The sequence below is a fragment of the Roseicella frigidaeris genome (genome assembly GCF_003258945.1).
Lineage (GTDB): Bacteria > Pseudomonadota > Alphaproteobacteria > Acetobacterales > Acetobacteraceae > Paracraurococcus > Paracraurococcus frigidaeris.
Genome location: NZ_QLIX01000016.1, coordinates 42863 through 55212, shown reverse-complemented (window position 1 = coordinate 55212; position 12350 = coordinate 42863). Strand labels below are relative to the sequence as shown.

Sequence of the window (12350 nt, the reverse complement as noted above, 5' to 3'; positions counted from 1 at the left end):
CCGCATGATGTAATATTATAACATCATGCCTGTCTCGCCGCCCCGCCGCGCCCTGCTGCCGCTCGCCGCCGCCTGCCTCCTCCCCCGCCATGCCCGGGCCGAGGCGCGGCCCCGCATCGTCGCCTCCTTCTCCATCCTCGGCGACATGGCCCGCCAGCTCGGCGGCGGCGACCTGCCGCTGCAGGTGCTGGCCGGGCCGGGGACCGACCCGCACCTCTTCCAGCCCCGCCCCTCGGAGGCGGAGGCGATCCGCGGCGCCGGCCTCGTCATCCGCAACGGCCTCGGCTTCGAGCCCTGGCTCGACCGGCTGCTGGCCGCGACCCGCCATGCCGGGCCGCTGGTCACCGCCGCCGAGGGCATCGCGCCGCTGCGCGCCGCGCCCACGGGCCATGCCGCCGGGCATGGGGCGGAGGCGCCGGACCCGCATGCCTGGCAGGATGCGCGCCTCGCCGGAGCCTATGCGCGCACCATCGCCGCCGGGCTGCGGCAGGCCGATCCGGCGCGGGCGGCGGCGATCGGCGCGGCGGAGGCGGATTACCTCGCCCGCCTCGCCGGCCTCGATGCCTGGGTGCGCGAGACCCTCGGCGCCATCCCGGCGGCGCGGCGGGTGATCCTCACCAGCCATGCCGCCTTCGGCTACTTCGCCGCGGCCTATGGCGTGCGGGTGCTGGCGCCGCAGGGCCTCTCGCCCGAGGCGCAGCCCTCGGCGGCGCAGGTGGCGGCGCTGATCCGCCAGGTGCGGGCGGAGGGCATCGCCGCCGTCTTCCTGGAAGGCCAGGGCAGCCAGGCGGTGATGGAGCGCCTCGCCGCCGATGCCGGGGTGCGGCCGCGCGGCCGGCTCTATGCCGACAGCCTCTCCCCGCCTGACGGCCCGGCCCCGACCTATGAGGCGATGATGCGGCACAATGTCGGGCTGATGGCCGTGGCGATGCGGGGGTGAGGGCCTCCGGCGGACCCGCCGCGCGGCCAGGCCGGGCCGGCTGACGCCCCGCTGCCCCCGGGGGCGGATCGCCGGGAATTGCGCGCGGCCGGGCCGCCGCCCGGGCCATGCTGCCGCGGGCCGCCGGGACCCACCCTGCCCTCCGTGGGAGGCCCGCCGATGCTCGGCCTGATGCAGCACCACCCGCTGTTGCTCTCCTCCATCCTCACCCATGCCGCACGCCATCACGGCCGGACCGAGGTCGTCTCGGCGCTGGCCGATGGCGGCACGCACCGCATCGGCTACGCGGCGCTCGAAGCCCGGGCGCGCCGCCTGGCGCAGGCGCTGCACCGCCTCGGGGTGCGGCCGGGCGACCGGGTCGCCACCCTGGCCTGGAACAGCCACCGGCATCTCGAGCTCTACTACGCCGTCTCCGGCATGGGCGCGGTCTGCCACACGGTGAATCCGCGGCTGTCGGAGGAGGACATTGCCTTCATCCTGAACGACGCGGCGGATGCGGCGCTCTTCGCCGATCCGGGCTTCGCGCCGCTGGTCGCCGCCCTGGCGCCGCGCGTGCCGGCCTTGCGCACCGTGGTGCTACTCGGCGAGGGGGCTCCACCCCTGCCGCCCGGCATCGCGCTGCACGACTACGAGACGCTGCTCGCCGCCGAATCCGGGGAACAGGCCTGGCCGGTCTTCGACGAGAACACCGCCAGCGCCCTCTGCTACACCTCGGGCACGACGGGCCGGCCGAAGGGCGTGCTCTACAGCCACCGCTCCGCCATGCTGCACGCCTATGCGGCCAACACCGCCGATGCCTTCGCCTTCCGCGCCACCGACCGGGTGCTGGTCGGGGCGGGCATGTTCCACGCCACCGGCTGGGCCATGCCCTATTGCGCGCCCATGGCCGGGGCGGCGCTGGTGCTGCCCGGCCGGCATCTCGACGGCGCCTCGCTGCTGCGGCTGCTGAACGAGGAGCGCGTCACCTTCGCTTCCGCCGTGCCGACCATCTGGCTCGACGTGCTGCAGGTGCTGGAGCGCAGCGGCGCGCGGCTGGAGACGCTCCGGCGCGTCGCCAGCGGCGGCTCGGCGGTACCGCGGGCGATGATCGAGGGGCTCGCCCGCCACGGCGTCGCGGTGCAGCAGGCCTGGGGCATGACCGAGACCAGCCCGATGGTGACGATCAACGCGCCGCTGGCCGCCCATGCCGGGCTGGAGGCCGAGGCGGCGATGCGGGTGCGGCTGAAGCAGGGCCGCGCCCTCTGTGGCGCCGATATCCGCATCACCGATGCCGAGGGCGCCGAGCTGCCCTGGGACGGCACCGCCTTCGGCGATCTCGAGGCGCGCGGCCATTGGGTCTGCCAGGCCTATCTCAATCGCGGCGCGGAGGGTGCCGCCGATGCCGATGGCTGGTTCCGCACCGGCGACGTCGCCAGCATCGACCCCGAGGGTTATGCCGAGATGGTCGACCGCTCCAAGGACGTCATCAAGTCGGGCGGCGAGTGGATCAGCTCCATCCAGCTCGAGAACATCGCCGTCTCGCATCCGGACGTGCTGGAGGCGGCGGTGATCGCCGCGCATCACCCGCGCTGGCAGGAGCGGCCGCTGCTGCTGGTGGTGCCGAAGCCCGGGCGGGCGCTGGCGCCGGAGTCGGTCGCCGCGCTCTACGAGGATGGCCGCGTCGCCCGCTGGTGGCGGCCGGATGCGGTGCTGCTGGTGGAGGCGTTGCCGCATACGGCCACGGGCAAGCTGAACAAACGGGCGCTGCGGCAGGACTACCAGGACTACCTGCTGCGGCAGCCGCCCGGCTGAACGGAACCCGCCCCGCTCCGCCGGGTTCGCCCCGGAACCGGTGGACAGGGAGGATGCGGGCGGAGATGGACCAGGCCGGCACGGACCTCCCCGCCATCCCGCCGGATTGGCTGGCCCCGCCCGACCTCGCCGCCGCGAAGGCGGCGCAGATCGAGCTTGCGGCGCGGGTGGTGCCACGGGACGCGCATCCGCCGGTGCGGCTGCTGGGCGGGGTCGATATCAGCACCACCCGCTTCGACCCCGAGGGCTGGGTGCATGCCGCGGTGGTGGTGCTGGACTGGCCCGGGCTGCAGGTGGTGGCGCGGGCCGGCGCATCGCTGCGCGCCAGCATCCCCTACATCCCCGGCTATCTCGGCTTCCGCGAGGTGCCGGCGCTGCTCGCCGCCTGGGCGCGGCTGGAGCCGAAGCCGGACCTGGTGATGGTGGACGGGCACGGCGTGGCGCATCCGCGCGGCCTCGGCATCGCCGCGCATCTCGGCGTGGTGCTCGACATCCCGAGCATCGGCGTCGCCAAGTCGCCGCTGGTCGGTCGCCCGGAGGCGCCGCTCGGCGAGGAGCCGGGCGCGGTGCAGCCGCTGCTCTGGAAGGGCCGGCGGCTCGGCACGGTGCTGCGCAGCCGGCGGCGGGCCAACCCGCTCTGGATCTCGGTCGGCCACCGGATCTCGCCGGAGGGCGCGGTCGAGTGGGTGCGGCGCTGCCTCACCGGCTACCGCCTGCCGGAGCCGACGCGGCAGGCGCATCTGGCGGCGAATGCGGTGCGGCGCGCGGCGCTGGCCGGGGCGGCCGAGCCCGAGGCATCGAGCTGAGGCCCTGGTTCGCGCCCTCGCCCGATCCGCTCTACACATCCCCGCTGCCCCGCCCAACCGCCCTGTCCCGGAACGCCCGAAGCCCCGCCCATGCACCGTCTCTGGCTCGCCCTCGGCGCCCTGTTCGGCCTCGCCGCCGTCGCCCTCTCCGCCTGGGCCGCGCATGCCGCGCCGGCGCGGCTCGATGCGCATCGCCTGATGGCGCTGCAGAACGGCATCACCATGCAGGGCTGGCACGCCCTGGCGCTGGTCGGCGCCGCGCTCTGGGCGGAGCGCCAGGCCGGCGCGCTGCCGAACCTGGCGGCGGCGGGCTTCGCCCTCGGCCTGCTGCTCTTCTGCGGCGGCGTCTATGCCAGCGCCCTCGGCGGCGTCTCGCTCGGCCCGATGGCGCCGCTCGGCGGCACGCTGCTGATGGTCGCCTGGGGGCTGCTGGCCGCCTCGGCCGTGATCCGTGCCTGAGGCGGTGTCGGGGTCGGCGCCGCCAGCGGATGGGATCGGCGCCGCCTATCTCGCCGCCGAGGGCTTCGAGGCGCCGCTGGCCGAGGAGCTGCGCCGGGCCGGCCGCCGCATCGCCGCCTGGCATGGCCGCCTCGCCCTCTCGCCGGAGCCGCCGGCGCCGATGGCCTGGGCGCTCGACACCTGGACCGCGCCGCGCGAGCTGCCCGCCCCCTCGGTGAAGGCGGCGGCCGATGCGCTGCGGGCGATCCAGCGCAATTGGGCGCTCTACGCCGCCGGGCAGCACCGCCGCGCGGCGCTGATCGCCGAGCGCCTGCCGCCCGTGAAGGCCCGCCCCCTCGCCTTCCCCGAGCCGGCGCCCGCCGGGCATCTCGGCGCCTGGACCCTGCTGGCGCCGGACCGGCTGCTGGCCAGCCCGACCAAGACCAGCCCCTTCGTCAATGGCGAGGTGCGGTTCCTCGAGGACCGCGCGGGCCCGCCCTCCCGCGCCTATCTCAAGCTGTGGGAGGCGCTGACCCGGGCCGGGCGCTGGCCGTTGCCAGGCGAGACCTGCCTCGATCTCGGCGCCGCGCCCGGCGGCTGGAGCTGGGCGCTGGCCCGGCTCGGCGCCCGGGTGACGGCGGTGGACAAGGCGCCGCTCGACCCGGCCATCGCCGCCCTGCCGACTGTCGAGACGCGCCAGGAGAGCGCCTTCGGCCTCGACCCGCTGAGCCTGCCGCCGGTCGATTGGCTGTTCAGCGACGTCATCTGCTACCCGGCGCGGCTGCTGGCGCTGGTGCGGCGCTGGCTGGAGGCGGGGCGGGCGCGGCACCTGGTCTGCACGGTGAAGTTCCAGGGCGAGACCGACCACGACATCGCCGCCGAATTCGCCGCCATCCCCGGCGCCCTGCTGTTCCACGGCGCGCACAACCGGCACGAGCTGATGTTCGTGCGGCTGGAGCCTGGCTGATACCCGGCGCACGGGGTTCCGACCTGCGGCCCGCAGGGCCGAGCGCCCGGATGGGCGCCGCGGCTCATGCCGCGAAGGCCCAGGCAAACCGGAGGGTTGCGCCCGGCGTCCGAGCACGCCCAGGGGCCCGGCCGGCGACCGCGGGCGCTCCCCGCAACCGCGACGCCATGGAGTCGTTCCCGTGCAGGCACGCAACGCCGCGCCGGGGCGGATCGCCCTCCCCATCCGCCGCCGGAGAGGAAGGAGCCCATCCGATGTGGAAGATCGCCGCCCTCGCCTTCATGCCGGTCGCCGCCGTGTGCTTCGGCGCGCTCGCCCTGCCGCTGGCCGTGATCCCCGGGCTGCGCGAGCAATTTGGCCTCGCCGCCAGCCTCTATTACGGGGCCGCGGCCCTCAGCATGCTGATCGCCCTGCCCATCTCCTGGCTGGTGGCGCGGCGGATGCTGACGCGGCGCGAGCGCCGGCTGCTGGACGCGACGACGAGCAGCGGGAGCGCGGCGCCGGCGGCCGCGACGACCCGGGAGCGCGAATCCGCCCTCTCATAAGGCGGCCGCGGATCGCGGCGGGGCGGGCCCCACGGCCGCCCCGCCGCCCCTCGACCCTGGCGCGGCGATCCGGCAGCATCGCCCGCAAGCCTGCCGAGGAGACGCGCCATCACCCCGCCGCTGACCATCCGCAGCGTCACCGCCCGTGCGGTCGATGCGCCGCTCGACCCGCCGCTGCGCAACAGCCTCAACACCATCCCGCGCGCGCCGCTGGTCCTGGCCGAGGTGCAGACGGCGGAAGGGCCCGCGGGCTGCGCCTATGTCTTCCCCTACACCCCGGCCGCGCTCGGCCCGACCGCGGCGCTGGTGCGCAACATCGGCGCCGGGCTTGCCGGCCGGCCGCTGGCGCCGGCGACGCTCTGGGCCGAGCTGCATGACGGCTTGCGCATCCTCGGCACCGAGGGGCTGGTGCAGATCGCCCTCTCGGCCATCGACATGGCGTTGTGGGACGCGCTCGGCCAGGCGGCCGGCCAGCCACTCTGCCGGCTGCTCGGCGCCGCGCCGCGGTCGCTGCCGGTCTACGCCTCGCTGCGCGGCTGGGGCGCGGCGATGCTGGCCGAGGAGGCGGGCCGCGCCGTCGCCACGCTCGGCGCCCGGGCGGTGAAGTTCAAGCTCGGCCAGGCGCGGCTCGAGGACGACCTCGAGACGGTGCGGGCGGTGCGCGGCGCGGTCGGCGCCGAGGTGGAGATCCTGGTCGACTACAACCAGGCCCTCACCCGGCCGGAGGCGGAGCGGCGCGGCCTCGCCCTGCAGGATCTTGACGTGCGCTGGCTGGAGGAGCCGCTGCCGGTCGATGACGATGCCGGGCTGGCGGCGCTGCGCCGGGCGCTGCGCCTGCCGGTGCAAGGCGGCGAGAATTGGTGGGGGCCGCGGGGCATGGCGCGGGCGCTGGCGGCCGGGGCCGTCGATCTCTGCATGCCGGATGCGATGAAGATCGGCGGCGTCACCGGCTGGCAGCAGGCGGCGGCGCTGGCGGCGGCGCATCGCGTGCCGATGTCCTCGCACATCTTCATCGAGGCGAGCGCGCAGCTGCTGCCGGCGACGCCGACGGCGCATCTGCTGGAGCATCTCGACATCGCCGGGCCGCTGCTGCGCAGCCCGCTGGTGGTGAAGGACGGCCTGGCGCAGGTGCCGGAGCGGCCGGGGCTTGGCCTCGACTGGGACGAGGCGGCATTGGCGCGGTGGCGGGCGGACGTTTAAGAACCCCCACAAAACCGCTTCGCGGCTTTGCGGGGACCCCATGGAGTTCCCTCTTGTCCAAGGGGCGTCACAGCCTGCCGCGGCAAAGCCGCGTCAGGACAACGAGCAGCGACGGTTTTGATAGGCGCTCTAACTTCTCCCCGCGACATCGCTGCGCGACGCCGTGGGGGCCCCGTGAGTCGCCTCTGGTCGAAGATCCGTCACAGCCTGCCGCGGCGAAGCCGCGGCAGGGCAACGGCAGGCGGCTGGGTAAGCGGCAGGGCTTTCGTCCTGCCGGCCTTGGTGCTCGGCCTCGCGGGTTGCGGACCGGTGGTCGGGCTGCGGCTGCCGGGCGGGCCGATGCGGGGCAGCATGACCTATGACGAGGCGATCGGGGCCCGGGATGGCCTCACCTCCGTCGACCGGTTCCCCGACGGGGCCGGGCGGCGCTGAGCCGCAGACTGGGCCCGCAGACTGGGCCCGCAGACTGGACCCATCCGGCCGCGCCGCTACCATGCCCGCACCGAACCGGGGGACCGTTCCGCCATGCGCGCACTCTTCGTCGATGCCAACCCGTCCCTGGCGGCGGTGACCGAGCGGCTGCTGCGGCCGGGCGACCCGGAGGTGGCGATCCACCGCGACCCGGAGACGCGGCCGGAGGCGCTGCCCGCCCTGCTCAAGGGCTACGAGATCGCCATCGACGACCACACCGCCTTCCCCACCGAGATCGTCCGGCAATGCCTGGAGCTGAAGCACATCGTCTTCCTCGGCACCGGCGCGCGCAGCTACATGGACCCGGACGCGCTGGCCGCGCTCGGCGTCACCGTCCATATCATCAAGGGCTATGGCGACACCGCCGTCGCCGAGATGGCCTTCGCCCTGATGTGGGACGCGGCGCGGCAGACCGCGATGATGGATGCCGCCATCCGCGGCGGCGACTGGCCGCGCGTGGTCGGCACGCAGCTCACCGGCAAGACCATCGGCCTGGTCGGCACGGGGGGCATCGGCGCCGAGATGGCGCGGCTTTGCGCCGGCATCGGCATGAAGGTGCTGGCCTGGAACCGCTCGGCGAAATCCCTGCCCGGGGTCGAATTCGTCGCGCTCGAACGCCTGCTGGCCGAGAGCGACGTCGTCTCCATCCACCTGCTGCTGAGCGACGAGACGCGCGGCTTCCTCTCGGCCGAGCACCTGGCGCGCATGAAGCCGGGCGCGATCCTGGTGAACACGGCGCGCGGCGCCATCGTCGACGAGGCGGCGATGATCGCGGCGCTGCAGGAGGGGCGGCTCGGCCATGCCGCGCTCGACGTCTTCGTGGAGGAGCCGCTGCCGGCCGGCCATCCGCTGACCCGGCTGCGCAACGTGACCCTCACCTCCCACGCCGCCTTCCGCACCCCGGAGGCGAGCGACAACCTGATCGGCGCCGCGCTGGAGCATTGCCGGCGCATCGCGCGCGAGGGCAAGTAGGCTCCTTCGCTTCTGGCCCGCCTGGCGGAATGGTAGACGCAGCGGACTTAAAATCCGCAATCCGCAAGGATGTGGGGGTTCGAGTCCCCCGGCGGGCATCCCCGCGCCGATCCCACCACCCGGGAGAGCCCGCTGCATGGAACCCCGCTGGCTCGCCCTCGCGGTCCTTACCCTGGCGCGGACCAGCATGGGGTTCCAGTTCCAGTCGCTCGCCTCGGCCGGGGCGCCGCTGGTGGCCGGGCTTGGCCTCTCCTATGCCGATCTCGGCGCGCTGATCGGCCTCTACTTCCTGCCCGGCCTGGCCCTCGCCCTGCCGGGCGGGCTGCTCGGCCGCCGCTTCGGCGACAAGCGCATCGTCGTCCTCGGCCTGGCGCTGATGACGGTGGGCGGCGCCGTCACCGCCCTGGCCGACAGCCAGGCCAGCCTCGCCGCCGGGCGGCTGCTCTCGGGCCTCGGCGCGGTGCTGCTGAACGTGCTCATGGCGAAGATGATCACCGACTGGTTCGCCGGCCGCGAGATCACCCTGGCCATGACGGTCTTCGTCAACTCCTTCCCCATCGGCCTCGGCCTGGCGCTGCTGGTGCAGGGCGGCCTCGCGGCGAGCCAGGGCTGGCGCACCGCCCTGGGCGCGACGGCGCTCGCCGCGGCGGCGGCGCTGCTCCTCGTGCTGCTCGGCTATCGGAAGCATCCGAACGACCGCGGGGCGGCGGGGCCGGGCGGCTGGCGCATCCCGCGGCGGGAGGCGGTGCTGGTCTCCCTCGCCGGCGCCATGTGGGGCATCATCAACGGCGCCTTCACCATCACCGCCGCCTTCCTGCCGCTGCTGCTGATCGGCGCCGGCCGCACGCCGGCGGCGGCCGGCTCGCTGGTCGGGCTGATCACCTGGATCAGCGTCGCCGCCGGGCAGCTCGGCGGCATCCTGGCGCAGCGCCCGGGCTGGCGGCCGGCGCTGCTGGTCGGCAGCTATGTCGGCTGGGCGGCCTGCCTGCGACTGTTGCCGCTGCTCCCGCCCGAGGCGCCGCCGCTGCCGGTGCTCGTCCTGCTCGGCCTGGCGCAGGGGCTGCCGGTCGGGGTGATCATGGCCATGCCCGCCGAGGCGCTGCGGCCGGAGAGCCGGGCGACCGGCATGGGGCTGTTCTACACCTGGCTCTATCTCGGCCATGCCGGCCTGCCGCCCATCGCCGGCTGGTGGCAGGACCGCCTCGGCGGCCCGGCGGCGGCGCTCGCCTTCGCGGCGGCGCTGCTGCTGGCCTGCCTGCCGCTCTATGCCGCGTTCCGGATGCTGCGGCGCCGCCCGGCGGCCGCCTGAAGCCACGCTGCCCACGGCCCACGCGGCGCGGCCGTGGCCAGCAGCGCGGTCGGGTTCAGCGCCGGCTCGCGGTCGGTATGCGGTAGGCGCGGGCCACGGCGCGAAAGGCCGCCTGCGCCGCGAAGGAGGGCACGGTCGCCTCGTGGAACTCGCCCTCCGGCAGGCGGGCGAGCTTGGGGACGATGGTCTCGGCGGTGCAGCCGCGGATCGCCAAGGCCGCGGTCGGCAGGATCCGCGCCTCGGCGCCGCCTGGCGCAGGGCATGGTCCTGCGGGAGACGGTGGAAGCCGCCGACGCCGGGAACGAGGGAGAGGAGGAACACCGGAAGGGGATGCGGCGGACGGTCCGCCGCACGCCTGGGACCTGCAAGACGGGCCGAGCTCGGAATCCAGTCGGCCCCATTTCTCCGCCGCGGCCGATCCTTGCCAAAGCCCAAGGATCGGCCGGCGATGCCGCGCCCTACTTCTCCAGCACGTAGGTGCCCGGCGCGTCGGCGAGCGGCGGATGCGCCGCGCTGCCGAGGGCGGGCGGCTTCCCCTTGCGCCCGGCATGCTGGGCCAGCCAGGCGGCCCAGTCATGCCACCAGCTCCCGTCATGCTTGGTGGCGCCGCGGCGCCAGGTCTCGGCGGTCTTCGCCGGCTCGTCGGAGGTCCAGTAGCTGCCCTTGCCGCCGGGCGGGTTGATGATGCCGGCGATGTGGCCGGAGGAGCCGAGGATGTAGCGCACCTTGCCGCCGGCGAGCCGGGTGATCTGCCAGGCGGCGTCCCAGGGCACGATGTGGTCCTTCTCGGCGCCGACGGCGTAGATGTCCTGCTTGATGGCGCCGAGGTCGAGCGGCCGGCCCTTCAGCACGATGCGGCCCGGGGTGATCAGGTTGTTGTCGACATAGGTGTTGCGCAGGTACCAGGCATGCGCGGCGCGGCACATCCGCGTGCCGTCGCTGTTCCAGTAGAGCAGGTCGAAGGCCGGCGGCTTCTCGCCGAGCAGGTAGTTGTTGACGACATTCGCCCAGATCAGGTCGTTCGAGCGCAGCAGGTTGAACATGTTCGACATCTCGCGGCTGTCGAGGTAGCCGCGCTGCATCATCTGCGCCTCGATGGAATCGATCGCGCCCTCGCCGAGAAACACCGCCGTGTCGCCGACGCGCGAGAAGTCCTGCAGCGAGACCATGAAGGTCGCCGAGGCGAAGCGCTTGTCGCCGCCGGCGGCGAGCCAGGCCAGCACCATCGCCAGCAGGGTGCCGCCGATGCAGTAGCCCATGACGTTCAGCGTGTCGCTGCCGGTGATCTCGCGCACCACGTCGCTGGTCTCGAGCACGCCGAGATCCATGTAGTCCTCGATGCTGGTCTCCTCCATCGAGGCGTCGGGATTCTTCCAGGACACGACGAAGACGGTGAAGCCCTGCTTCACCAGGAAGCCGATGAGGCTGTTCTTCGGCTGCATGTCCATGATGTAGAACTTGTTGATCCAGGGCGGCAGGATCAGCAGCGGACGGGCATGCACCGTCTCGGTCTGCGGCGCGTACTGGATCAGCTCGACGAGCTTGTTCCGGTGCACCACCTTGCCCGGCGTCATCGCCAGGTTGCGCCCCGGCGCGAAGGCCTTGGCATCGACCATGGAGAGGCGGCCGGCCTGCACGTCCTCGAGCAGGTTGCGCGCGCCGCTGGCCAGGCTGGCGCCGCCCGTCTCCATCGCCCGCTTCAGCGCCACGGGGTTGCTCGCCAGCAGCAGGGTCGGGCTCATCGCATCGACGAATTGCCGCAGGTGGAACTCCAGCCGCTGCCGCTCCGCCGGGTCGAGGCCGGCGCTCGCCTTGCCGCGCTGCAACAGCCAGTCGGAGGCGTGCAGATAGGCCTCCTTCAAGGTGCGGAAGACCGGGTTGGCCTGCCATTCCGGCGCGGCGAAGCGCTTGTCGGCGCTGGCCTTGGCCTCCGGCGCGACATCCCCGAGCCAGCGCTGCCCGGCCTCGGTCCAGGCATCGAGCGCGGCGCGCCAGACATTGGCGCCGAGCGCGGTGGCCGAGGCGAAGGTCGAGGCCGGGTCGGAGAGCGACTGCATCCAGACGAGGCGCAGCGCCCGCGCCACCTCGCCCCAATCGACCGGGATCACCTCCCGCAGCGGGTTGGCGTTCCACATCGCATCGACCGAGCGCAGCAGCGGGTCGCGGTCGGTCAGCGTCTTGGCCTGGCGCAATGCCTCGGCCAGGGTCGCGTCGCTCAGCGCCCCCGCGGCCGAGGCCTGCGGCATCGCGGCGGTCCAGGAGGCGAGCGAGGCCAGCATCGCCTCCGCGCCCGGGATCGTGCCGAACCCCGCCGCTGCCGCATTCCTGCCGGTGTCCTGGTCGGCCATGGCCTTCTCCTCCCTGCCCTGTCCCGGCTGCCGCGTTGCGCCGTCCTGGCTCATGGGCAGCCGGCGATGTGCCGGGCGCTGCCGCCCGCGTCACGGCCGCATGGTGCCCGGCCCTGCGGGGGCCAGACAACCATCATCGGCATCCGCCGGGACGCGCCGGCGCTACAGCACGCCGTCGCGGGTCGGGTTCACCGGCTTGTCCTCGCGCAGCTCCCGCTTGCGGCGGCGGAGCTGCTTCGCCACCCGCTCCAGCGCCAGGTTGAAGGCGGCCGGCGCCGCCGCGTGCTCCGCCTCGCCGTCGAAATGCAGGCCCTTGCCGCTATGCACCCGGATGGCGCAGCCGAAGCCGCCATCGCCGGTGCGGGAGAAGGTGCAGGCGATGTCCTCGGCACCGCCGAAATACTTGCGGGACAGGTCGTCGAGCGCCTCGGTGGCGTGGTCGCGCAGCGCCTCGCCGACTGCGACCTGGTGCCCGGAGACGATGATGCGGGACGCGATGTCGCCGGCGTCCTGACGCGTGACCATGTGGCGTCTCTCCCCTTGCGGTCCTCGGCTTCGAACGC

13 protein-coding genes and 1 tRNA gene are annotated in these 12350 nt (G+C 74.2%); 11 read left to right on the top strand and 3 right to left on the bottom strand.

Annotated elements, in window-relative coordinates:
- The first annotated feature begins 25 nt into the window (after positions 1-25).
- From DOO78_RS18335 to DOO78_RS18290, 11 genes are all read left to right on the top strand, one after another.
- The gene (locus DOO78_RS18335) at positions 26-940 is read left to right on the top strand and encodes a metal ABC transporter solute-binding protein, Zn/Mn family (protein WP_111471321.1); all 915 of its coding nucleotides are present in this window, start codon (positions 26-28) and stop codon (positions 938-940) included.
- A gap of 159 nt (positions 941-1099) precedes the next feature.
- Positions 1100-2731, top strand: coding sequence for a long-chain fatty acid--CoA ligase (locus DOO78_RS18330; protein ID WP_111471320.1), 1632 nt, complete (start codon positions 1100-1102; stop codon positions 2729-2731).
- Positions 2732-2796: 65 nt separating this feature from the next.
- Complete coding sequence (nfi, locus tag DOO78_RS18325; RefSeq protein WP_111471319.1) at positions 2797-3537, top strand: deoxyribonuclease V; 741 nt, start codon at positions 2797-2799, stop codon at positions 3535-3537.
- A 90-nt stretch (positions 3538-3627) separates the two neighbouring features.
- Positions 3628-3996, top strand: a complete 369-nt coding sequence (locus DOO78_RS18320; protein WP_111471318.1) for a DUF423 domain-containing protein — start codon at positions 3628-3630, stop codon at positions 3994-3996.
- Entirely contained in the window at positions 3989-4942 is a 954-nt protein-coding gene (locus tag DOO78_RS18315; RefSeq protein WP_243634593.1) for an SAM-dependent methyltransferase, read from the top strand. Before DOO78_RS18320 ends, DOO78_RS18315 begins: the two co-directional genes overlap by 8 nt.
- Before the next feature lie 254 nt (positions 4943-5196).
- Positions 5197-5487, top strand: a complete 291-nt coding sequence (locus DOO78_RS18310) for a hypothetical protein (RefSeq protein ID WP_111471316.1) — start codon at positions 5197-5199, stop codon at positions 5485-5487.
- Between the two features lie 90 nt (positions 5488-5577).
- The gene (locus DOO78_RS18305) at positions 5578-6687 is read left to right on the top strand and encodes an enolase C-terminal domain-like protein (RefSeq protein ID WP_341538244.1); all 1110 of its coding nucleotides are present in this window, start codon (positions 5578-5580) and stop codon (positions 6685-6687) included.
- Between the two features lie 279 nt (positions 6688-6966).
- Positions 6967-7119: a hypothetical protein gene (locus DOO78_RS27620; protein ID WP_165838967.1), complete on the top strand. Its 153-nt coding sequence runs from the start codon at positions 6967-6969 to the stop codon at positions 7117-7119.
- Between the two features lie 93 nt (positions 7120-7212).
- Positions 7213-8130 carry an NAD(P)-dependent oxidoreductase gene (locus DOO78_RS18300; RefSeq protein ID WP_111471314.1) on the top strand — a complete coding sequence of 306 codons (918 nt, stop codon included), beginning with the start codon at positions 7213-7215 and terminating at the stop codon, positions 8128-8130.
- 15 nt (positions 8131-8145) lie between these two features.
- A tRNA-Leu gene (locus tag DOO78_RS18295) sits at positions 8146-8228 on the top strand.
- Between the two features lie 38 nt (positions 8229-8266).
- Positions 8267-9439 carry an MFS transporter gene (locus DOO78_RS18290; protein ID WP_111471313.1) on the top strand — a complete coding sequence of 391 codons (1173 nt, stop codon included), beginning with the start codon at positions 8267-8269 and terminating at the stop codon, positions 9437-9439.
- A 55-nt stretch (positions 9440-9494) separates the two neighbouring features.
- Here the strand turns inward: DOO78_RS18290 and DOO78_RS27615 are convergent, their stop codons facing one another.
- From DOO78_RS27615 to DOO78_RS18280, 3 genes are all read right to left on the bottom strand, one after another.
- The gene (locus DOO78_RS27615; protein ID WP_165838966.1) at positions 9495-9653 is read right to left on the bottom strand and encodes a hypothetical protein; all 159 of its coding nucleotides are present in this window, start codon (positions 9651-9653) and stop codon (positions 9495-9497) included.
- Between the two features lie 244 nt (positions 9654-9897).
- Positions 9898-11787: a PHA/PHB synthase family protein gene (locus tag DOO78_RS18285; RefSeq protein ID WP_111471312.1), complete on the bottom strand. Its 1890-nt coding sequence runs from the start codon at positions 11785-11787 to the stop codon at positions 9898-9900.
- Between the two features lie 162 nt (positions 11788-11949).
- Positions 11950-12312, bottom strand: a complete 363-nt coding sequence (locus DOO78_RS18280) for an HPF/RaiA family ribosome-associated protein (protein WP_111471311.1) — start codon at positions 12310-12312, stop codon at positions 11950-11952.
- Between the last annotated feature and the right edge of the window lie 38 nt (positions 12313-12350).